The organism is Ketogulonicigenium vulgare WSH-001, from assembly GCF_000223375.1.
GTDB lineage: Bacteria > Pseudomonadota > Alphaproteobacteria > Rhodobacterales > Rhodobacteraceae > Ketogulonicigenium > Ketogulonicigenium vulgare.
Map to the genome: position 1 here is coordinate 1,426,750 of NC_017384.1, position 20,262 is coordinate 1,447,011.

The following is a 20,262-nucleotide window of genomic DNA, read 5'->3' on the forward strand; positions in this document are numbered from 1 at the left end:
TTGATCGGCTGGGGGTAAGGGCTGCGATGGCGCAGCCCCGCGCCATCTTATTTGTTGCTGGTTAGAATGACTTCATCGCCAACGCGCTTGGCCGTACGCAAACCACCGGGCACTTGCAAGGTGGGCAACAGCTCGATCAGGCCGATGTTGACATATTGCGGCGCGCCGACCGCATATTCGACCGCATCCGCGATATCCGAGGTTTGCGGCATTTCGAACCCTTCGAAATACTTACGCTTGGCCTCGGCGGGATCGATCTTTTCGACATGGGCAAAAATATCGGTTTCGGTACGACCGGGGCTGATCTCGGTCACACGTACGCGGCGACCAAAGGCATCGACGCGCAGTTGACGTGAAACGGTGTGCATCGCCGCCTTTGTCGCGTGATAGGCGATATGGCCACCAAACTCGTAATGCCCGGCCATCGAGGTGATATTGACAATATGCCCCCGGTCGCGGGCCATCATCCCCGGCAGGATCAATCGTGCCAGATGCAGACCCGCGCGCAGGTTCACATCAATCTGTTCATCAATATCAAAGGCGTCGGAGGTCAGAAGGCTGCCGGGGCGCGAGACGCCGGCATTGTTCACCAGCACGTCAATCTCAATATCCGAAACAGCGCGCGTGACGGCATCGGTGTCGGTCACGTCAACAACATGAGGGACCACGCCGCATTCTTGCTGCAGTTGTGCCAGCTTTTCCGCGCTGCGGGCAAAGGCATGCACCTTGAGGCCCTTTTGCGCCAGACGGCTGGCAATCGCCCATCCCATCCCGCCCGACGCGCCCGTGACCAATGCGGTTTTATAATCAGAGAATGCCATTTAATTGTCCTTTTCAGCATTGTCCGGCAGGCGCACCTGCCGCGAGAGAGGGGTTAGGGTCAGTCCAGCCGCCGTGATCGCTTGGCGCAGCGCGCCAGCCAGCGTGACGGCGGTGGCGGTATCGGAATGGATCAAAACAGCGCTGACCGGCATCGCGATCTCGGCGCCGTCCAGCGTTTTCAGGCGCTGGGTTTTCAGCACATCAAGGACGCGGGCGGTGACCTCGGCCGGATCATGCAGCACCGCACCTGCCTGCCCGCGCGGCGCAAGCTGACCATTCGCCAGATAGGCGCGATCCGCCAAGAACAGCCGGATTGTGCGGCCGCCCAGCGCGGTCATCGCCTGCTCGAGCGCGCTGCCGGGCAGCACCAGCGCGGCGATCTCGGGGTCAAAATCCAGCGTGGCACGGGCGACAGCGGTGGCAATCACCGCATCGCTGCTGGCCAGATTTCCCAGCGCGCCATGGGGGTTCATATGCGTGATCCGGTGCCCAGCCCGCCGCGCCAGCCCATCCAATGCGCCAAGCTGATAAAGGACATGCGCCTCGATCTCTGCTGCGGGCATATCAATCTTGCGACGGCCAAAACCCATCAGGTCGGGAAAGCTGACATGCGCGCCCAGATCAACGCCGTGCTCGCGGGCCAGCCGGATGGTGCGATCCATAATCATCGGATCGCCCGCGTGATAGCCGCAGGCGACATTGGCCGAGGTGACATAGCGCATCAGCGCCGCATCATCCGCGATCTGGTACGCGCCAAATCCCTCGCCCATATCGGCATTGATATCGATCATGCGCCCTGCTCCGTCAGTGTCGCGATGGTGTCGCCAAAGCCGACGATCGCAGCCTCGGTCAATGTGGCAAGCGTGCCGGTGACGGGGGCCGTGACGGGGTGACGGATCAGGCCTTGCGCGACATAGACCAGCACCTCGCCCTTGTTCACTGCGTCGCCGACTTGCAGCGCCGCCAAACCGTCATCCAGACCGCGCGGCAGAACGCGGCCAATGGCCGGGCTGACCGCTGCTTGTGTTTGCGAGGGGCGGTGTATGGCCGGCGCTTCGCCGCCCAGCGTCAGCGACAGGCGTTTATCACCATCACGCAAATAGATCGCAGTCGTGCCCGTGCGGCGCATGACGTCCAGCAGGGTGTCCCGTTGTGCGGCAGTGAACATATCAACTCCAGCTTTGATAGAGGGTTGTGGCGGCGATGATCTGGCGGCGGATGGTGGCGATCTGTTCGCAAAGCGCAGCATCGGCAGCGGCGGCCTCGGCCAGATCAACCTTTTCAAAGCGCAACGCCGTTCCGGGGGCCGCTTGCGCGATCCGCCACAGATCTGCCGCAATCACAGCGGCGATTTTCGGATAGCCGCCCATCGTGGCGGAATCGGCAAGCTGGACAATGGGTTGCCCGCCGCCCGGCACCTGCACGATCCCCGGCACAATCCCGTGCGAGCGTAGCTCGCCCGTTGCATGTCGCGTCAGTGCCTGCCCCTCTAGCCGAAAGCCCTGACGGTTGCGCTCGCGGGTGACCTGCCATGCGCCAGACCAAAACGCCTCAAGAGAGCTGGCCTCGAAACTATCGTGTTCACTCGATGGCAGGGCGCGCAGCGTGATGACATCGCCCAAGGGCGGCAGCGCCAGCGACAGGCCCTGCGGCGGCAGCGCAACTGCGCCACCGATCGCCCCGATCTGATCGCCAGCAGCCAGCGCCCGCCCCTGAAAGCCGCCAAAACCTTCGCGCAATTGCGTGCTGCGCGATCCCATGACCTGCGGCACATCAACGCCGCCGGCCAGCGCCAGATAGACATGCGCCCCGCCCTGCATCGGACCAAGCTGTAACACCGCGCCCGCCTCTGCCCAGCCCGCATAGCAGCGCGGCAAAGGCACGCCGTCCAATTGCGCCCCGCAAGCTGCGCCCACCAAGGCAAAGGGCTGGCGCGTCGTGAAACGCAGTTTCGCAGGCGTCAGCGCACATTCAATCGTCGCCGCATTCTCGTCATTGCCCAGCAGCAGGTTTGCAACGCGGTGGGCCAAGGTATCCATTGCCCCCGCGCGGCCAAGCCCCTGATACCAAAAGCCGTCGCGCCCCAAATCCTGCACGCTGGTCAGCGGCGGGGTGAACAAAACCTCGATCATGCCAGCACCTCGCGAACGCCAAATCGAATGCGGTCACCCGGCTGCAGCAGTGCCGCCGGATCACGCGTGGGGTCAAAAAAAGCGACATCAGCGCTGCCGACCGTGTTCCAGCCGCTAGGACCCGCCGAGGCGGATATCCCGGTTTGCAGCCCCGCCATGGACAGCGATCCGCCCGGCAAACGTGTCAGCGGCACTTTGCGGCGCGGGGTTTCAAGGCGCGGGTCGAGCCCGCCCAGATAGCAATAACCCGCGTGGCTTCCGACGGCGAAGACGGTGTAATCGGGCGCAGTGTGACGGCGGATCACCGCGTCAATGGACAGACCAGTCAGTGCGGCAACCTCGGCCAAATGCGGGCCACCCTTGCCGCCATAGGTGATGTCGACGTCAAGCAGCCGCCCTTCGACCTCGCGCCTGACACCGCTGGCCCAAAGCTGGTCCAACGGGCGCTGCAACGCCGCAAGCCCCGCTGGCGTCTTGTCCAGCAGCAGCGTGACATTGGTCATACCCGGCACCGCCTCGACCACGCCGGGCCAAGTGGCGGCCTCGGCCGCGATGGCCCAGAATCGCTGCTGATGGTTCAGATCAAAGGGGCAATCCGCTTCGAACAAGATGGCGCGGCTGCCGATCAGCGTGATGCGGGTGTCAGACATGCGCATTCTCCCGCGTGGACAGCCAATGTTCGAGGTGATGGATCGAGACCCCACCCGCTGCAAAGTCGGTCTCGGACAGCAGCGCGCGTTGCAACGGCAGGTTGGTCGCGACACCCTGCACCTGCATCTCGCCCAGGGCCGCACGCAGGCGGGCCAGCGCCTCGTCCCGCGTCGCGCCATGGGCGATGACCTTTGCGATCATCGAATCGTAATGCGCAGGCACCTCAGCACCGCTGACCAGATGCGTGTCGACACGGATTCCGGGGCCGCCGGGCAAGTGCAGATATGTAATCTGGCCGGGACTGGGGGCAAAGGTCGCGGGGTCTTCGGCGTTGATCCGGCATTCGATTGCATGGCCCGCGCTGACCAGATCGCTTTGCTGCACAGGTAGCGGCAGGCCGCGCGCCACATCGATTTGTAGTGCGACGATATCCAGCCCGGTAATCAGTTCCGTCACCGGATGCTCGACCTGAATGCGGGTGTTCATCTCGATGAAATAGAATGCGCCGTCTTCATACAGGAATTCGAACGTGCCCGCGCCGGTATAGCCGATATCTTGGCAGGCCTTTGCGCAGCGGGCACCGATCGCGGCGATCAGATCGCGATCAATATGCGGCGCAGGCGCCTCCTCGATCACCTTCTGATGGCGCCGCTGCATCGAGCAATCGCGCTCGCCCAGCCACAGCGCATTGCCGAAATGATCCGCGATCACCTGGATTTCGACATGGCGTGGCCGCTGTAGAAACTTTTCCATATAAATATCGGGGTTGCCGAAAAAGCGCTGCGCCTCTTGCCGGGTCAGCATGAACGCTTCGGGCAGATCGGCAGGCGTGCGGACGATGCGCATACCGCGCCCGCCGCCACCGCCTGCGGCCTTTAGGATCACGGGATAGCCGATATCATCCGCAAGCTGGGCAATCTGTTCGGGGTCATCGGGCAGCACGCTGCTAGGGCCGGGCACACATGGAACACCCGCAGCCAGCATGGCCCGTTTCGCCAGAACCTTGTCGCCCATCATGCGCATGACATCCGCAGGCGGGCCGACCAATATCAGCCCAGCCTCGGCAACAGCCTGTGCGAAATCCGCGCGCTCGGCCAGAAAACCATAGCCGGGATGGATCATCGTCGCGCCAGTGATCTGTGCCGCCTGCAACAGTGCCGGAATGTTCAGATAGCTTTTGGCGGCAGGCGCAGGGCCGATACAGATCGCTTGATCGGCCAGCGCCAGATAGGGCGCGCCGCGATCCGCATCCGAGAAAACACAAACGCTGCGCAGGCCAAGGCGTTTGGTTGCGCGCAAGATGCGCAGCGCAATTTCGCCGCGATTGGCGATCAGTACCGTGGTCATGGCGTCACCTCGATCAGCAGATCCCCAGCAGTGACGGCAGCGCCGTCGGTCACCGCTATGCGTGACACCTGCCCCGCGTATTCGGCCACGACGGCGGTCATCACCTTCATCGCCTCGAGCAAGCACAGCGTCTGTCCGGGCACGACGCGATCACCGGGAGCGACAAATGGCGGCGCGCCGGGCGCAGGGGACAGGTGGCAGATACCCGCAAGTGGCGCGGCAACACCCGCGGCAGGTTTTGCGGCGGCTGCGCGCTGCGCTGTGTTCACGGGTGATGTGGCTGTTATAGCCACCGGCGCCCCGCGACTGATTTTCATCCGAAAATCACCCTGCGCATAGGTCACCGCTGCCAGGCCCTGCCCGGCAGACCATTCCATCATGGCGGTAATTTCATCCAGCCTGTTCTTTGCCATCGGCGGCGCGTCCCTGTTCGTTCAGGGTCGGCGTAGCACCTGCTGCGGATGATGATGTCAGATCGGTTTCAGATGACCCGCCGCCTTCATCCATCGCGAAAGCCGATCACATCAGATGCAGTCGCGACTATCTGGCGGCGCAGCGCGGGGCCTAATCTGTGGGCGAAACGCTGCAGCCCAAGGGACCCGCCATGCCGCATATCATCACCAAAATCACCCGTGCCGATCCGGCCGATGTTGCGGCGCTGGCGCGCTTTGGCGCCGCCACGATCCACGAGGCGCAGGGCCGCCTTGGCGCGGTTTCCAGCAAGATCAAACCGATCGACCGCAATATGTCCGTCTGCGGCCCGGCCTTTACCGTGGTCAGCGCGCCGCGCGACAATATCATGCTGCAACTGGCGATCCACTATGCCCAACCGGGCGATGTGATCGTCGTCTCGGCCGGCGAATATGCCGAGGCTGGCAGCTTTGGCGATGTGCTGGGCAATGCCTGTCTTGCCAAGGGGATCGCGGGCGTCATCACCGATACCGGCGTGCGCGACACGCTCGAGCTGATCAAGCTGGGCCTGCCCGTTTTTTCCCTATCGGTCTGCATCAAGGGCACGGTGAAAGAGACCCTGTCCCAGATCAACGGCGATATCATCATTGGCGGGCAGTTGGTGCGCCCCGGTGATGTGGTCAAGGGCGACGCAGATGGCGTGGTCGTTGTCCGGCGCGAGGATGCCGCAGATGCCGCCCAGAAATCCGCCGCCCGCGAGGCTGCCGAGGCCGGCTATATCGCCGCCTATCAATCGGGCCGCAGCGTGATCGATGTCAGCAATCTCGACGCCGTTTTGCGGGCCAAGGGCCTCACCACCGATTTGTAGGATACAGTCATGACCGCCATTAAACTTGCCCGCCGCGTCACGGATATCAAAATCTCGCCCAGCACCGCCGCCGCCCAGCGCGCCCGCGACCTGAAGGCCGAGGGACGCGACATTGTCGACCTGACCGTGGGCGAGCCCGATTTCGATACCCCCGCAGCGATCAAGGATGTCGCCATCGCCGCCATCCACGCGGGCGATACGAAATATACGCCGGTGAACGGCACCCCCGCCCTGCGCGGCGCGATCCGCCATGATTACCGCTCGCGGCTAAAAATCGACGCGGCCGATAACCGCATCGCGGTCGGCGGCGGCGGCAAGCAGATCCTGTTCCTTGCCTTTATGGCCACCGTCGAGGCAGGGGACGAGGTCATCATCCCAGCACCCTATTGGGTCAGCTATCCCGATATGGTCATCGCCAATGGCGGCACGCCGGTAATTGTCCCCTGCGCCGAGGCCAATCGTTTCAAACTGACCCCCGCCGCACTCGAGGCTGCGATCACACCTGCCACGCGTTGGCTGGTGCTGAACAGCCCGTCGAACCCCACCGGCGTGGCCTATACCCCCGACGAATTGCGGGCTTTGGGCGAAGTGCTGCTGCGCCACCCGCATGTGCTGGTGCTATCGGACGAGATTTATGACCGGATCTGGTATGCGGATTTTCCGGCGGCCAGCATTTTGACAGTTGTGCCGGAACTTGCAGACCGCGCGATGATCGTGAACGGCGTGTCGAAATCCTATGCGATGACGGGCTGGCGCATCGGCTATGCGGTCGGCCCCGCCCCGCTGATCGGCGCGATCAACAAGCTGCAATCGCAAATGTCATCTTGCCCTTCGTCCATCAGTCAGGCAGCCGCGGCGGCGGCACTGACCGGCCCGCAAGACAGCGTCGACGAAACCGTTGTGCAGTACCGGGCGCGCTGCGATTACGCCTATGCAAGGCTGAATGCGATCCCCGGCCTGTCATGCATCAAGCCGGACGGCGCCTTTTACCTCTATCCCAATTGCGCAGGTCTGATCGGCAAGGTGACGCCATCGGGCAAGGTGATAGAGAATGACCTCGATTTCGTGATTTATCTGCTGGAAAGCGAAGGGGTCGCGGGCATCCATGGGGCCGCCTATGGCCTGTCGCCCTATTTCCGCATCTCGACCGCAACGTCGATGGCGGTGATCACAGATGCCTGTGACCGCATCGCGCGCGCTTGCGCCGCACTGACCTAGGACGAGCCGCGCGCAATCACATAGGGCTGCATGTCGATCCGCGCGGGCGCCCGTGCCGGATCGGCCAGCAGATCCAATACCAATCGCGCCGCGCGGGCCCCGATCTGCGCGGCCGAGACCTCGACCGTGGTGATCTGCGGCAGGCTGACGCGGCCAATCTCGAAATTACCAAAGCCGCCAAAGGCCAGATCCTGCGGGATGCGCAGGCCGCGCCGCTGCGCCTCGGTCATGGCACCAAAGGCCACCAGATCAGAGACGCACAGCACCGCATCCGTATCGGGATATTGCGCCAACAACTGCGCCAGCGCCCCCGCCCCCGCCGACATCGAAACCGGCACCTCGCCTGCATCGACCAGTCGCGGCGGGCCTAGCCCGTGTTGCGCAACGCCCCTTATAAACCCCGCGCGACGATCACGGCCACGACTGTCGAACGGCGTCTCACCCCCGATAAACGCAAGACGCCGATAGCCTGCGCGGGCAAAATGCCCGACCAGATCCACCATCGCATCGCTGTTGGAAAAGCCGACCGCATGGCCAATGGGGGCGGCGGGCAGATCCCAAATCTCGACCACCGGCACGCCGGCGCGCTGCAACAATTTGCGGGCCTGTTCGCCATGATCGCCGCCGGTGACGACCAATGCTTCGGGCTTGCGGCGCAAAAGTTGGTCCAGCAGGCGCGCCTCGGCATCAGGGTCGTATTCGGTATTGGCCAGCAGGATTTGCAGCCCCTCGCGCGCCAGCGCGTCGCCCAGCGCGCGCACGGTATCGGCAAAATTCGCGTTGTTGATCGACGGCACGGTCACCGCCACAAACCCCGTGCGGTTCAGGCGCAGGTTGGCGGCAGTCGCGTCAAAGACATAGCCCATTTCCTCGGCGATGCGCAGGATATGGGCACGTTTCTCCTCAGAGACCGAACCGCCATCACGATAGGCGCGCGAGACCATCATCACCGAAACCCCTGCCGCGCGGGCAATATCGGCCATGCGAACAGGGCGCTTTGCGCTTTTCATGAGGCCTGCAGACCCTGCCACGCATAGGCGCTGCGGATCTGCGCGGCGATCTGCGCGGGCGGCACGTCAATCGACACCGCCATCGCGTTTTCATCTTCGCCCGGTGGCTCAAGCGTGGCGAACTGGCTGTCCAGCAGGCTGACCGGCATATAATGGTTCACGCGCGCGCGCATCCGCTCGAGGATCACCTCGCGCGTGCCAATCAGATGGACAAAGGCCAGATCCCGACCCGCCGCGCCGCGCAGATGATCGCGATAGATGCGTTTCAGCGCAGAGCAGCCCAGAATGAGCCCGCCCGCGCTGCCGGCCAGCGCCTCGGCGCAGGTTGTCAGCCATGGCCAGCGGTCGTCATCCGTCAGCGCAATCCCCGCGCGCATCTTTTCCACATTCGCACTGGGATGCAGGTCATCCGCATCCTGATAGGGCACGCCTGTCAGCGCGGACAAAGCCGCACCAACCGATGATTTTCCACAACCCGATACGCCCATCAGCACAATGCGCGGCGGGTCAGAGAGATGCAGTGATACCGCCGTCGACATAGAGCACATGTCCATTCACAAAAGATGACGCATTGGATGACAGGAAAATACAGGCCCCGATCAATTCTTCAACCAGACCCCAACGTCCGGCGGGGGTGCGCTTTTGCAGCCACTGGCTGAACAGCTCGTCCTGCACCAGCGCGGCGTTCAGCGGCGTGTCGAAATAGCCGGGCGCGATGGCATTACATTGCAGTCCGTGGCGCGCCCAATCGGTCGCCATACCTTTGGTCAGATTGCCAACCGCACCCTTTGTCGCCGTATAGGGCGCAATACCAGGCCGGGCGAGCGCGGTCTGCACCGAGCAGATATTCACGATCTTCCCCTCTCCGCGCGCAATCATATGCCGCCCGACCGCCTGCCCGACGTTGAAAACCGAGGCGATATTGGTTTGCAACAACGCCTCGAATCGGTCGGCCGGAAAGTCCTCGAGCGGGCTGCGGTACTGCATGCCGGCGTTGTTCACCAGAATATCGATGGGGCCGTGCGCGGCCTCGAACCCATCGACGGCGGCGCGCACGGCGGCATGATCGGTGGCATCAAAGGCCAACGTTTCGATATCCGCCCCCGGAAAGCTGCCCTGCAGGCGCTGCGCCGCATCCGCCAGCTTTGCCGGATCGCGCCCATTCAGCACAACGCGCGCCCCTGCCCGCGCAAGGCCGCCCGCCAGTGCGAAACCGATCCCCTGTGACGATCCCGTCACCAGCGCCCGCCGACCGTTCAGGCCGAACAGCCCCTCTAGATAATTGCTGACCGACATGGGCCACCCCGTGATGAAATACTGATTGCGTCAAATTTTGTTATCGATAACAAATACAGTCAAGCCGATTTTCACTGATTCTTGGATCACGACCATGACAAAGCCTGAAATCCTGCAACTTGGCCCCTATCCCGCATGGGATCAGGAGCCGCTTGACGCCGCCTTTACCGTTCACCGCCTGTTCGAGGCCGATGATCGCGCCGCTATGCTGGCCAACGTTGGCGACCGCATCCGCGCGATCGCGACGCGCGGCGAGCTGGGTGCGAGCCGTGCGCTGATCGAGGCCTGCCCGAACCTTGAGCTGATCTCGGTTTACGGCGTTGGCTATGATGCGGTTGATCTGGCCGCCTGCCGCGAGCGCGGCATTCAGGTGACCAATACGCCCGACGTTCTGACGGGTGATGTTGCGGATCTGGGCGTTGCGATGATGCTGGCCCAGTCGCGCGGCATTATCGGCGCCGAGACTTGGGCGCGCAGCGGAAAATGGGCGGCCGAGGGGCTGTATCCGCTGAAGCGCCGCGTTTTCGGGCGTCGCGCAGGTGTCCTCGGGCTTGGACGCATCGGGTTCGAAGTGGCCCGTCGCCTTGCCGGTTTCGACATGCAGATTTCCTATTCCGATATCGCCCCGAAATCCTATGCGCCCGATTGGACCTTCGTCGAAGATGCCGTGACGCTAGCTCGCGATGTCGATTTCCTGTTCGTCACACTGGCCGCATCCGCCGCGACGCGCCATATCGTCGGTCGCGACGTGATCGAGGCCCTTGGCCCCGAGGGGATGCTGATCAACATCTCGCGCGCCTCCAATATCGACGAGGAGGCGCTGATCGCCGCGCTGGCGGATGGCCGTCTGGGTTCCGCCGCGCTGGATGTGTTCGAGGGCGAGCCGAATTTCGATCCGCGCTTTCGCGATCTGCCCAATGTCCTGCTGCAACCGCATCACGCCTCGGGCACGATCGAAACACGCAAGGCCATGGGCCAACTGCTGCGCGACAATCTGACCGCGCATTTTGCGGGCAGTCCCCTGCTGACCCCGGTTGTGTGAGGGAATGATGAAAGCCATTGTCATCCATGCCGCGCATGACCTGCGCGTTGAAGATCGCCCCGACGAGGCCGTCGGCGCGGGCCAGGTGAAAATCGCCCTTGCCGCAGGCGGGATCTGTGGATCGGATCTGCATTATTACAACCACGGCGGTTTCGGCGCGGTGCGCCTGCGCGAGCCGATGGTGCTGGGGCATGAGGTTTCCGGCCATATCACCGAACTGGGCGCGGGTGTCGCCGGCCTTGCGGTGGGCGATCTGGTGGCGGTCTCGCCCTCGCGCCCCTGCGGGTCCTGTGCCTATTGTTATGAAGGGCTGCCGAATCATTGTCTGAATATGCGCTTTTACGGCTCGGCCATGCCATTCCCGCATATTCAGGGCGCGTTCCGCCAAGTGCTGGTCGCCGATGCCAGTCAATGTGCGCGGGCCGAGGGCTTGAGCGCAGGCGAGGCTGCGATGGCCGAACCGCTCGCGGTCTGCCTGCATGCCACACGGCGCGCGGGTGATCTGGTCGGCAAACGCGTGCTGGTGACAGGCTGCGGCCCGATTGGCCTCCTCTCGATCCTGGCCGCCCGACGCGCAGGCGCGGCCGAGATTGTTGCCGTCGATATCTCGGATTTCACGCTGCAAATGGCGCGCCGTGTGGGCGCGGATGTGACGGTCAATACGGCGACCGACCCTGATGGCCTGACGGGTTTTGCCGCGGGCAAGGGCACGTTCGACGTGCTATACGAATGCACCGGCGTCGCCGCCGCCGTCATTCCAGCGATTGCGACGATGCGCCCGCGCGGGATCATTATGCAACTGGGTCTGGGCGGCGATATGGCGCTGCCGATGGTGATGCTGACGTCCAAGGAACTCGACCTGCGCGGCTCGTTCCGCTTTCACAGCGAGTTCGCCATCGGCGTCGATCTGATGCGCAAGGGGTTGATCGACGTCAAGCCGCTGATCACCGCCACCTTGCCACTGGATCAGGCCGAGGCTGCGTTTCGCCTGGCCGCCGACCGTAGCCAAGCGATCAAGACGCAGATCGCCTTTGCCTGACGCATTGGGGCGGCGCTGACCGCCCCAAATGCCAACTGGCCCCGATACCCCAATACCGCCTATAACAGCCATGACCAAAGGGGGGATCATGGATATCAAACGGCTTTATGCCTTTGCCCGCATCGTCGATATCGGCAGCATCACCCGCGCCGCCACGATCCTGCGTATCGCGCAGCCCGCCCTCAGCCAGCAGATTGCCGCGCTCGAGGCGCATTTTGGCAAGCCGTTGCTTTTGCGATCAAAACGGGGCGTTGTCCCGACCGAGGCCGGCCGCATCCTTTATGCCCATTGCCAGCAGATCATCAAACAGATGGAGCGCGCCGAGCTTGACATCAGTCGCACGTCTGAGGCGCTGACCGGATTTGTCTCGGTGACCTTCGCCCCCCTCAGCCTTGGGCCGACAATCGCGGTGCAACTGATGGCCGAGGTGAAACGGGATTTTCCCGGTATCATGCTGCATGTGAACGAAAATGTCGGCGGCGTCATCAGTGAACAGGTGATGACGGGCAAGACCGACCTTGCGCTGATTTTTGACCCCGGTGGCCTGCCCAGCCTGTCGTTCGAGACTGTCCGCACCGAAGAGCTGTATCTGGTCACCCATGATCAGAGCTTCACCCCCTCGGGCGAGGGCGGCCTCGATCCTGCGAAAGAGGTGCGGCTTGCAGATGCGATCACCCTGCCGATGGTGCTGCCCCGGCGCATTCATACCGTGCGGCAGGTGCTTGATACGACGCTGGCGCGCGCGGGTCTGACGGTGCAGGTCGTGGCCGAAACCGAGTCGATCTCGCTGCTCGCGGGCGCTGTGTCCGAGGGGCTGGGCAGCACGATCCTACCGATCTCTGCCGCCCATGCCATCCGCCGCCGCCTGCCCGATGCGCGCATCTTGCGCATCCGCAAGCCGAATATGAAGGTGAACATGGCGATTTGCGTGTCGGGCCAACTGCCCCTGTCCGAGCCTGCCGCCGCCGTCCGCGACCGCCTGCGCCAAATCGCCCAGAATATCGTAGACGAATAAGGGCCCCGCTTTCGCAGGGCCCTAAATCTTATGCCAAAATCTTATGCCAGAACCGATTGCAGGTATTTCACCGAGGTCGGGAAATCATCCAGATGGTGCGGCTGGCAAGCGGCCTCCATCACCAGCGTCCCGGTGTAGCCGTCGGCGCGCAGTGCCTCGACCTGACCTTTGACATCGGTCACGCCCTCGCCGTAGCGCTGCCAGACCATCTTGCCGTCGATGATGCGGCCGTCTTTCAGATGAACATTGCGGATATAGGGCTTTAGCTTGTCATAGCCTGCACGGAAATGCTGCTGCTCGGCCTCATAAAGATTGCCGGTATCCCAGACATAGCCAAAGCTGCTGCGACCGACAGCATCCAGCAGCGCAAGGCAATTGTCGCTGGTGTCGGCCCACGACCCCGGCAGGTTTTCCAACTGCACGCTAAAGCCGCGCGCGGCGGCGGTATCAACAGCCGCACCAATCAGATCGACGATCTGGTTGAAATCACCCTCGCTGTCATCGGGGCGACGGCTGGGGCCAAACAGGATCAGGGCGTTGATGCCCATCGCATCGGCCAGATCCATGCTCATGGACAGCAGGTGGTTGCGGTGCAGCTCCATGATCTCGCCGCGCAGGGGTGCCTTGAACAGGCCGGGGGATGCGGCCGAATAGGTGATACCATAGGCTTTCGACTTGGCGATCAGACGTTCATAGGCGTCGGCGTCGAAATACGGGAAACGCTTGCCCTCGACGATGCGCAGCTCGAACAGCGAAACGCCAGCCTCGGTCGCGCGGGTGAAAATCTTATCGAGGCCCGCAGGCGTCGCATCGGGGTAGACTTCGTTCGTGACGGCAGTGACTTGCATGGGTTCCTCATGACTTGGATGCAAAAGACCAGCGGGCCTGCGCGCCTGCGCAGCCCGTCTGGCGGTTGGGAAAGGGTGAAAAGGGTTAGGTCAGGCCCAAAAGCCCGCGCAGGTAGCGCATGGAGGTCGGGAAATCTTCGTCCATCTGCGGCTCGCATTTGGGCTCGACGGTCAGGGTGCCGGTATAGCCATCGGCTTTCAGCACCTCGATCTGGCCTTTGATATCCGTCGCGCCCGTGCCGAAATGCTGCCATTCCATCTTGCCGTGGACAAAGCTGCCGTCCTTCAGATGGACGTTGCGGATATAGGGCTTTAGCTTGTCATAGCCTGCGCGGAAATGGACGGGTTCGGCCTCGTAAAGATTGCCGACATCCCAGATATAGCCAAAGGCGGGATGATCGACCGCCTGCAGCAGGGCAAGGCAGTTGTCGGCGGTATCGGCCCATGTGCCCGGCAGATTTTCCAGTTGCACGGTAAAGCCGCGCGCGGCGGCAAGCTCGGCCGTGTTGCGCAGCAGCGCGACGACGCGATCGAAGCTGCTTGCATCATCACTGGGGTCGCGCAGCACGCCAAAAGTGACCAATGTATTGATATCGATGCGTTCGGCCACATCCATGCTGGCAGAGGCCAGGTAACCGGCATGGGCCAGCATCAGATCGCTGTTCAGAGTGGTTTTGAACAGCCCGGGCGAGACGGACGAATAGGTGATGCCATATTCTTTGCCGTAATGTTTAAGCCGCTCCCACGCCTCACTTTCGACGATGGGAAAGCGCTTGGCCTCGACCATGCGGATTTCGAAATTGGTCACGCCCTGTGCGGCGGCTGTTTCAAAAATGCGGGGGAAGGCACCGTGAGAGCGGTCGGGCAAGACCTCGTCAGTGACAGAAGAAAGGATCATGTCGTAACCTTTGAATTGAAAGTTTCAGGCGCTAGCCCTTGACCGCGCCCGAGGTGATGCCCCGGATCAGCGAGTTTTGCAGCAGCAGGTAGACGATCAGGCTGGGCACCAGCGCAAGGAAGGCCCCCGCCAGCAATACGCCCTGCCCCACCTGCACATCGGCGCGCAGGCTGGAAAGCACGACCGTGATCGTATAATCGGCGGTGCGGTTCGCGGCGATGATCGGCAGCAGATATTGGTCCCAGATACCGTTAAAGCCAAAGATCGCGACCACGCCCAGCGCGGGGGTGCACATCGGCAGAATGATTTGCACCAAAATGCGCATCTCGCTGGCGCCGTCGATCTTGGCGGCCTCGATAATCTCTTCGGGGATATCGCGCATAAAGGCGGCCATCACGAGGATCGAAAACGCGGATGCGGCAACCGGCAGGATGATCGCAAAGATCGTGCCGCGCAGGTTCACTCCGACCAGCGGCAGGTCACCCAGCACAACGGCCAGCGGCACGGCGACGACCTCTTCGGGCAGCATCATCGTGGCGAGGAAAATGCCAAGGACCACAGTCTGCCCGACAAATTTGCGGCGCGCCAGCGCATAGCCCGCCGTCACCGCAACGACGATCTGCAGCACAAGGCCAAGACCCGCGATCAGCAGTGAATTAAAGAAATAGCCCCAAATGCCGCGATTGGTCGCCACTTCGAAATTGGCAAGGCTGGGGTTGGTCGGCCATAGCGTCAGGCGGGTGGGATCGGGGTTCAGATCGAAAGCCCCGGCGATGATCGTCATGATCGGGCCGGCAAAGACGAACAGGATCAGCGCGGCGGGCAAGGCACGCGCCAAAAAGCTTTGCGCCGTGCCACTTTGCCAGCCGATGGCCGTGTCGAATGTACCGTCGATCTTGCCGCGGCGTGGGCGTTTGGTTTCAGAAATCATCGTCATTTCACGCGCCTTGCACGGGTCAGGTAGACCGCCAGCATGGTCAGGACGACGCTGGTGATCAGCAGCAGGATCGAGGCAGCAGCGGCAAGGCCGATCTGGTTGCGCTCGAACCCAAGGGAATAGATGCGGGTCATCCAGACCTCGGTCGCGCCAGCGGGGCCGCCGCCGGTCAGCACCCAGACATCCGTAAAAACGCGCAGACAGCGCACCGCAGCCAGCACCATCACGATCATCATCGCGGGGCGCAGCGCGGGCAGCGTGACGTACAGCAGGCGGTGCCGCAGCTTTGCCCCGTCAATCGCCGCCGCCTCGTACAGCGAGCGGTCAACCCCCGCGAGGCCCGCAAGGAAAATCACCATATAATAGGGCGCATTCTGCCAGATACCGACCGCCATCACCGAATAGATCGCAATGGCCGGGTCCTCTAGATATCGCAGCGGCCCCATGCCAAACAGGCCGATGACGCTGTTCAGGAAACCGTTGGGCGCGGGGAAAAAGATGATGCGCCAGATCTCGCCCACAACGGCTGTGGCGGTGACGACGGGCAAGAAGGCGGCGGTGCGGATGAACCAAAGCACGCGGCTTGGCCCTTCCAGCAGCAGCGCGAGCAGCAAACCGCCCAGCACGGCGCCGACCGATTGGCCGACCCCCAGCAGTATCGTGTTTGAGATCGCACTGTGAAAGCGGGGATCGGTCACGACGCGGGCGTAATTGTCCCAGCCGACCCATAGGTTGCCAAGGAAGGGGCGCACTTGCTGAAAGCTCATCTCGATGCCTGCGAACATCGGGATGAATTTGAAATACAGGAACAGCAGCAGTGCTGGCATCAGGAAGACCCAGACCGTCCACCACTGCGACTGGGGCCGCCCGCGACGCGCGCGGGCGGGGGTGGACGGGGCGGGCGATTGGCGCGTCGCGCCCGTCAGATCACTCATTGCAGCGCGTCCTGATCGGCCAGCGCATCCGAGATGGCCAGCGCAAGATTGTCCAGCGCGGGGCCAACGGGGGCGCATTGCGCGAACATCGCCTGAAAGCCTTCGGCAATCTCGAGGCGCGCGGCGGTAAAGTCGATGTCCGAGGGCATCAGTTGGCTATCGGCCAATTGTGCCTCGACCACACGCCAGCGATCATCACCGTAAATTGCGGCGCCATCCAGCGTCGTATTCACCGGCAGGCGCACAACTGGCTGGCCGGGGGCGGTCATGCCAATTTCCTGCCCCTCGGGGCTTATCAGAAATTCGGCAAGTGCCTTTTGCGCATCGGGCATGGTTGATGTCGCGCCCAGATAAATGCTGGTACGTTCGGTCAGCGTGCTTGCACCGCCGGGGCCAGCGGGGGCGATGATGATCTCGTATTTGTCGGCACCAGGCGCGTTGTCGAAATTCGCGATCGCATAGGGGCCGGTTTGATAGATGCCGGCGTGGCCTTCGGCAAAAAACGGCGTTGCGCTGGCATTGGTCAAGGCACCGGGCTGCACGAGGGAGGGCGTGCCGCAAAACAGGCTTTGGATCCATTCCACCGCAGCCACGCTCTCAACGCTATTGACGGTGACGGTGTATTTCCCCTCGGCTCCCTCAACAAACGATCCACCGCGCTGCATCATATAAGACGACAGCCACCACGCGAAAAAGCCGCGATCTGTGGTGCCCGGTACGGCCATGCCATAGGTATCGCCATTGACGCCATTGCCATCGGGATCACCGGTCGCAAAAGCCGTGGCGAGGGCGATCAGCTCTTCATGCGTGGTCGGCACATCGAAACCCAGCGCCTCGCGCCAGTCGCGGCGCACAAAGGTCACCTGCGCATGTTGGCTAAAGGGCACACCGTAGTAATCGCCATTCGCCATCCGCACCGAATCCCATGATGCGTCGCTGAGGTCATCGGCGCCGACCAAAGCCGCGCGGTCAACCGGCAGGATCATCCCCTCATTGGCATAGCCCGCCATCGAGGATTGGTCATAGATCAGCACATCCGGCAAATCGCGCGAGGCTGCACGCGCACGCAGCTGCGTCTCAAATTCCACTGTCGCCAGATATTCGACCTGAATGCCCGTTTTGGCCGTAAAGGCGTCGAATACGGCCTGATAGGTCGCGGCGGCTTGCGGGCCGCTGCGCGACCAGACTTCTAGTCGGTCTTGAGCAACGGCAGCGCTGCCGCACAGCAGCGCGGCGATTAGGGTCAATGGCGCAATCGCGCGCGGCATTGTCGTCGTATATTTCATTTTCACCTCCGGTTGGACGGGCGCGGCGCCCTCCCGCTCTCACGGCGGGTTGGGCGGCCCGTAACATCATGATGCGCGCACTGGCATCATCATTGGAAAGACGGGTTTGATCTGGCGCGATAGCATCCCGTTATGGAACGGCTAGTCGACAAAGCGCGATTGACCGTCCGCATCAAACACTGCGACCAGCGCGGGATCGAAATCGAATGTGGCGCGCTGGCCGATCTGGAAACTGGCATCGCCATCCAGTGCGACCAGCATCTTGCCGCCCGCCGACAGATGCGCGCTGACGATGGTTTCACTGCCCAAGCGTTCAACCAATGCAACAGTGCCACCGACACCGCCCGCCTGACCGATGGACATATCCTGCGGCCGGATGCCAAGCGTGACCTGATCGCCGACCTGCAGCCCTGCCGTATTGGCCGGCACGCGCACAGGGACGATATCCACACCCGATACGGTCAGGCTATCCACCGCAACCGCATCAATCTGCACATCGAAAAAGTTCATCTTGGGGCTGCCGATAAAGCCCGCGACAAACCGGTTCGCCGGGCGACGGTACAGGGCAATTGGTGCGCCAACCTGCTGCACCGTGCCGCTATCCATCACGACGATCTTATCGGCCAAAGTCATCGCCTCGACCTGATCATGCGTGACATAAATCATCGTTGCGCCCAGTTCGCGGTGCAGGCTCGACAGCTCCATCCGCATATCGACGCGCAGGGCGGCATCAAGGTTCGACAGCGGCTCGTCAAACAAGAAGACCTCGGGCTCGCGCACGATGGCACGACCGATGGCAACACGCTGGCGCTGGCCGCCTGATAGCTGCGCGGGGCGGCGGGTCAGCAGATGTTCGATTTGCAAGATGCGGGCCGCATTGCGGATTTTCTGATCCCGCACATCTTTGGGCGTGCGGTTCACCTTCATATTGAAGCCGATATTGTCGTAAACGCTCATATGCGGATAAAGCGCATAGGACTGGAACACCATCGCAATGCCGCGATCGCCCGGATGGACATCGTTGCAGATCTCGTCCCCGATTCGCAGCTCGCCCGCAGTGATGCTCTCCAGCCCCGCGATCATCCGCAGCAGCGTCGACTTTCCGCAACCCGACGGGCCGACGAAAACAACGAATTCGCCATGCTTGACCTGCAGGTCGACCCCGTTGATCACCGGATGGTTGCCATAGGATTTATGCACGGATTGTAATGTCAGATTGGCCATGTTCCCTGCCGCCTTTTATGCGCGGCGCATGTCGCACCAGCGATTTTCACAAAGTGTAGAGACACCGGGGCGCACTCGGCAACGCGCTTATGATTGTGATGCCATACGCAAAGCCTATGACCCAGAGTGAGGTATACACTAAAGTTATACCACCTCTAGGACTTTGGCATTTGTGGCTTGCCACCAGCTTTGACACAGTCGTCCCACAGCACATTCGCAGCTTTGGGAGGAGCAGCATGAAAGCGCACAAAACCATCACCCGTACTCTATGCGTCGCAGCCATTTTGGCCGGCACCACCAGCATCGCATTCGCGGATGCCCGCGCGGATCTAGAGGCCGCGGCCGCAGCCGAAGGCCGGCTGATCATCTATTCCTCGAACCAAGACGCCGAGATGGAGGCCAAGCTCGCCGCGTTCGAGGCGAAATACCCCGCGATCGACGTCGATTACATCCGCCTGCCCTCGGTTCAGGTCTTTGCGCGTTTCGTGTCCGAGCATGATGCAGGGATCACGCAGGCCGATTTGCTGACCACGGCCTCGACCGTGCTGATGCAGGAACGGCCTGATCTGTTCATTCCGCTGGGGCCTGAAAACGTGCCAGCGCTGGGGGAAATGACACCGCTGATCACGCCTGAAAATCCGAATTACGCGGTTTATCAGACGGATATTCAACTGGTGACCTATAATAACACCACGGTCTCGCAAGATGACATCGCGCAGCATCTGGCCAGTTGGGAAGGCCTTGCCGATCCGCGCTGGAAGGATCAGATCGTCATCGTGGACCCGCGCGGCTCGACCAATCAGCTGTCCTTCCTGATCGGCCTGCGCAATGCTTATGGCGAGGATTGGTTTAGCGGGCTGATGGCGAATAACCCGCAGATCGTGAACACCGCCTCGTCGGGCGCACAGCAGGTTGCCGCAGGCGCGTTCGAGTTGATGGTGCCGTCGGTGCCCGTCCATTCCGCCGCGCTGCGCGGTCAGGGCGCGCCCATCGGCCTCACCCTGCCCGAGGGTCTGAACCACGCCCCGGCCCAAGGGACCGCCGTCCCCGTTGGTGCAAGCAACCCTAATGCCGCGCTGCTGTTCATCGACTGGCTGCTCAGCGAAGAAGGCCAGGCGCTGCAATGCCGTTTGGGCGGTATTCCCACTATGCCCGTCACTTCGGCGGATTGTGTGAATACGCTGCCTGCGGATCATATGGTCGGCATGGATATTATCCCGGCAGATCTGGCCGCCTCGACCTATCAACTGGTCAATCTGGCGCCGTAATCCCCTATCGTTAGC

22 protein-coding genes are annotated in these 20,262 nt (G+C 62.4%); 6 read left to right on the top strand and 16 right to left on the bottom strand.

What is annotated here, in order from left to right; genetic code table 11:
* Positions 1–47: 47 nt before the first annotated feature.
* The 7 genes from KVU_RS06990 to KVU_RS07020 are packed head-to-tail and all read right to left on the bottom strand — an operon-like array spanning position 48 to position 5,365.
* Positions 48–821: an SDR family oxidoreductase gene (locus tag KVU_RS06990; protein WP_014537817.1), complete on the bottom strand. Its 774-nt coding sequence runs from the start codon at positions 819–821 to the stop codon at positions 48–50.
* Positions 822–1,613: a LamB/YcsF family protein gene (locus KVU_RS06995; protein ID WP_014537818.1), complete on the bottom strand. Its 792-nt coding sequence runs from the start codon at positions 1,611–1,613 to the stop codon at positions 822–824.
* Positions 1,610–1,990, bottom strand: a complete 381-nt coding sequence (locus KVU_RS07000; protein ID WP_013384650.1) for a biotin/lipoyl attachment domain-containing protein — start codon at positions 1,988–1,990, stop codon at positions 1,610–1,612. Before KVU_RS07000 ends, KVU_RS06995 begins: the two co-directional genes overlap by 4 nt.
* 1 nt (position 1,991) lies before the next feature.
* Entirely contained in the window at positions 1,992–2,954 is a 963-nt protein-coding gene (locus tag KVU_RS07005; RefSeq protein ID WP_060486263.1) for a 5-oxoprolinase subunit C family protein, read from the bottom strand.
* Complete coding sequence (gene pxpB, locus KVU_RS07010) at positions 2,951–3,604, bottom strand: 5-oxoprolinase subunit PxpB (RefSeq protein ID WP_013384652.1); 654 nt, start codon at positions 3,602–3,604, stop codon at positions 2,951–2,953. The genes KVU_RS07005 and pxpB overlap by 4 nt, the downstream gene beginning before the upstream one ends.
* A complete protein-coding gene (gene accC / locus KVU_RS07015; RefSeq protein WP_013384653.1) occupies positions 3,597–4,952 on the bottom strand; it encodes an acetyl-CoA carboxylase biotin carboxylase subunit in 1,356 nt (451 codons plus the stop codon). Before accC ends, pxpB begins: the two co-directional genes overlap by 8 nt.
* Positions 4,949–5,365 carry an acetyl-CoA carboxylase biotin carboxyl carrier protein gene (locus tag KVU_RS07020; protein WP_013384654.1) on the bottom strand — a complete coding sequence of 139 codons (417 nt, stop codon included), beginning with the start codon at positions 5,363–5,365 and terminating at the stop codon, positions 4,949–4,951. Before KVU_RS07020 ends, accC begins: the two co-directional genes overlap by 4 nt.
* 191 nt (positions 5,366–5,556) lie before the next feature.
* On the opposite strand from KVU_RS07020, the gene KVU_RS07025 reads away from it, so the two are divergent.
* A complete protein-coding gene (locus tag KVU_RS07025) occupies positions 5,557–6,231 on the top strand; it encodes a 4-carboxy-4-hydroxy-2-oxoadipate aldolase/oxaloacetate decarboxylase (protein WP_013384656.1) in 675 nt (224 codons plus the stop codon).
* 9 nt (positions 6,232–6,240) lie between these two features.
* A complete protein-coding gene (locus KVU_RS07030) occupies positions 6,241–7,449 on the top strand; it encodes an aspartate transaminase (RefSeq protein ID WP_014537819.1) in 1,209 nt (402 codons plus the stop codon).
* Here KVU_RS07030 and KVU_RS07035 read toward each other — a convergent pair.
* From KVU_RS07035 to KVU_RS07045, 3 genes are read right to left on the bottom strand one after another with little or no spacing between them, the layout of a single operon-like run.
* Positions 7,446–8,432, bottom strand: a complete 987-nt coding sequence (locus tag KVU_RS07035; protein ID WP_013384658.1) for a LacI family DNA-binding transcriptional regulator — start codon at positions 8,430–8,432, stop codon at positions 7,446–7,448. The two genes, KVU_RS07030 and KVU_RS07035, sit on opposite strands and share 4 nt — an antisense overlap.
* 23 nt (positions 8,433–8,455) lie before the next feature.
* Positions 8,456–8,998, bottom strand: a complete 543-nt coding sequence (locus tag KVU_RS07040; protein ID WP_013384659.1) for a gluconokinase — start codon at positions 8,996–8,998, stop codon at positions 8,456–8,458.
* Positions 8,967–9,755: an SDR family oxidoreductase gene (locus KVU_RS07045; protein ID WP_013384660.1), complete on the bottom strand. Its 789-nt coding sequence runs from the start codon at positions 9,753–9,755 to the stop codon at positions 8,967–8,969. The genes KVU_RS07040 and KVU_RS07045 overlap by 32 nt, the downstream gene beginning before the upstream one ends.
* Positions 9,756–9,849: 94 nt before the next feature.
* Here KVU_RS07045 and KVU_RS07050 point away from each other — a divergent pair, with 94 nt between their 5' ends.
* The 3 genes from KVU_RS07050 to KVU_RS07060 all read left to right on the top strand — a co-directional run bounded on the left by KVU_RS07050 (position 9,850) and on the right by KVU_RS07060 (position 12,851).
* Positions 9,850–10,797, top strand: coding sequence for a 2-hydroxyacid dehydrogenase (locus KVU_RS07050; RefSeq protein WP_013384661.1), 948 nt, complete (start codon positions 9,850–9,852; stop codon positions 10,795–10,797).
* 7 nt (positions 10,798–10,804) lie between these two features.
* Positions 10,805–11,836 (top strand): L-idonate 5-dehydrogenase, encoded by a 1,032-nt coding sequence (locus tag KVU_RS07055; RefSeq protein WP_013384662.1) that lies wholly within the window; start codon positions 10,805–10,807, stop codon positions 11,834–11,836.
* 88 nt (positions 11,837–11,924) lie between these two features.
* A complete protein-coding gene (locus tag KVU_RS07060; RefSeq protein ID WP_013384663.1) occupies positions 11,925–12,851 on the top strand; it encodes a LysR substrate-binding domain-containing protein in 927 nt (308 codons plus the stop codon).
* Positions 12,852–12,892: 41 nt separating this feature from the next.
* Here KVU_RS07060 and KVU_RS07065 read toward each other — a convergent pair whose 3' ends face one another.
* The 6 genes from KVU_RS07065 to KVU_RS07090 all read right to left on the bottom strand — a co-directional run bounded on the left by KVU_RS07065 (position 12,893) and on the right by KVU_RS07090 (position 18,979).
* On the bottom strand, positions 12,893–13,699 hold the full coding sequence (locus KVU_RS07065; RefSeq protein ID WP_013384664.1) for a sugar phosphate isomerase/epimerase family protein: 807 nt from the start codon (positions 13,697–13,699) through the stop codon (positions 12,893–12,895).
* Between the two features lie 85 nt (positions 13,700–13,784).
* Positions 13,785–14,597, bottom strand: coding sequence for a sugar phosphate isomerase/epimerase family protein (locus KVU_RS07070; RefSeq protein ID WP_013384665.1), 813 nt, complete (start codon positions 14,595–14,597; stop codon positions 13,785–13,787).
* A 31-nt stretch (positions 14,598–14,628) separates the two neighbouring features.
* On the bottom strand, positions 14,629–15,534 hold the full coding sequence (locus KVU_RS07075; protein ID WP_013384666.1) for a carbohydrate ABC transporter permease: 906 nt from the start codon (positions 15,532–15,534) through the stop codon (positions 14,629–14,631).
* Entirely contained in the window at positions 15,531–16,469 is a 939-nt protein-coding gene (locus KVU_RS07080) for a carbohydrate ABC transporter permease (RefSeq protein ID WP_013384667.1), read from the bottom strand. The genes KVU_RS07075 and KVU_RS07080 overlap by 4 nt, the downstream gene beginning before the upstream one ends.
* Positions 16,466–17,755 carry an ABC transporter substrate-binding protein gene (locus KVU_RS07085; RefSeq protein WP_013384668.1) on the bottom strand — a complete coding sequence of 430 codons (1,290 nt, stop codon included), beginning with the start codon at positions 17,753–17,755 and terminating at the stop codon, positions 16,466–16,468. The genes KVU_RS07080 and KVU_RS07085 overlap by 4 nt, the downstream gene beginning before the upstream one ends.
* Before the next feature lie 141 nt (positions 17,756–17,896).
* Complete coding sequence (locus KVU_RS07090) at positions 17,897–18,979, bottom strand: ABC transporter ATP-binding protein (protein ID WP_013384669.1); 1,083 nt, start codon at positions 18,977–18,979, stop codon at positions 17,897–17,899.
* A gap of 236 nt (positions 18,980–19,215) precedes the next feature.
* Between KVU_RS07090 and KVU_RS07095 the strand changes: the two genes are divergently transcribed.
* Positions 19,216–20,247, top strand: coding sequence for an ABC transporter substrate-binding protein (locus KVU_RS07095; protein ID WP_013384670.1), 1,032 nt, complete (start codon positions 19,216–19,218; stop codon positions 20,245–20,247).
* Positions 20,248–20,262 lie beyond the last annotated feature (15 nt).

Coding starts and splice junctions, on each gene's coding strand:
- KVU_RS06995 (WP_014537818.1), bottom strand. CDS start 1,613: ATGATCGATATCAATGCCGATATGGGCGAGGGATTTGGCGCGTACCAG.
- KVU_RS07085 (WP_013384668.1), bottom strand. CDS start 17,755: ATGAAATATACGACGACAATGCCGCGCGCGATTGCGCCATTGACCCTA.
- KVU_RS07005 (WP_060486263.1), bottom strand. CDS start 2,954: ATGATCGAGGTTTTGTTCACCCCGCCGCTGACCAGCGTGCAGGATTTG.
- KVU_RS07065 (WP_013384664.1), bottom strand. CDS start 13,699: ATGCAAGTCACTGCCGTCACGAACGAAGTCTACCCCGATGCGACGCCT.
- KVU_RS06990 (WP_014537817.1), bottom strand. CDS start 821: ATGGCATTCTCTGATTATAAAACCGCATTGGTCACGGGCGCGTCGGGC.
- KVU_RS07080 (WP_013384667.1), bottom strand. CDS start 16,469: ATGAGTGATCTGACGGGCGCGACGCGCCAATCGCCCGCCCCGTCCACC.
- KVU_RS07030 (WP_014537819.1), top strand. CDS start 6,241: ATGACCGCCATTAAACTTGCCCGCCGCGTCACGGATATCAAAATCTCG.
- KVU_RS07020 (WP_013384654.1), bottom strand. CDS start 5,365: ATGGCAAAGAACAGGCTGGATGAAATTACCGCCATGATGGAATGGTCT.
- KVU_RS07060 (WP_013384663.1), top strand. CDS start 11,925: ATGGATATCAAACGGCTTTATGCCTTTGCCCGCATCGTCGATATCGGC.
- KVU_RS07095 (WP_013384670.1), top strand. CDS start 19,216: ATGAAAGCGCACAAAACCATCACCCGTACTCTATGCGTCGCAGCCATT.
- KVU_RS07050 (WP_013384661.1), top strand. CDS start 9,850: ATGACAAAGCCTGAAATCCTGCAACTTGGCCCCTATCCCGCATGGGAT.
- KVU_RS07040 (WP_013384659.1), bottom strand. CDS start 8,998: ATGTCGACGGCGGTATCACTGCATCTCTCTGACCCGCCGCGCATTGTG.
- KVU_RS07070 (WP_013384665.1), bottom strand. CDS start 14,597: ATGATCCTTTCTTCTGTCACTGACGAGGTCTTGCCCGACCGCTCTCAC.
- pxpB (WP_013384652.1), bottom strand. CDS start 3,604: ATGTCTGACACCCGCATCACGCTGATCGGCAGCCGCGCCATCTTGTTC.
- KVU_RS07090 (WP_013384669.1), bottom strand. CDS start 18,979: ATGGCCAATCTGACATTACAATCCGTGCATAAATCCTATGGCAACCAT.
- KVU_RS07000 (WP_013384650.1), bottom strand. CDS start 1,990: ATGTTCACTGCCGCACAACGGGACACCCTGCTGGACGTCATGCGCCGC.
- KVU_RS07025 (WP_013384656.1), top strand. CDS start 5,557: ATGCCGCATATCATCACCAAAATCACCCGTGCCGATCCGGCCGATGTT.
- KVU_RS07075 (WP_013384666.1), bottom strand. CDS start 15,534: ATGACGATGATTTCTGAAACCAAACGCCCACGCCGCGGCAAGATCGAC.
- KVU_RS07035 (WP_013384658.1), bottom strand. CDS start 8,432: ATGGCCGATATTGCCCGCGCGGCAGGGGTTTCGGTGATGATGGTCTCG.
- KVU_RS07055 (WP_013384662.1), top strand. CDS start 10,805: ATGAAAGCCATTGTCATCCATGCCGCGCATGACCTGCGCGTTGAAGAT.
- KVU_RS07045 (WP_013384660.1), bottom strand. CDS start 9,755: ATGTCGGTCAGCAATTATCTAGAGGGGCTGTTCGGCCTGAACGGTCGG.
- accC (WP_013384653.1), bottom strand. CDS start 4,952: ATGACCACGGTACTGATCGCCAATCGCGGCGAAATTGCGCTGCGCATC.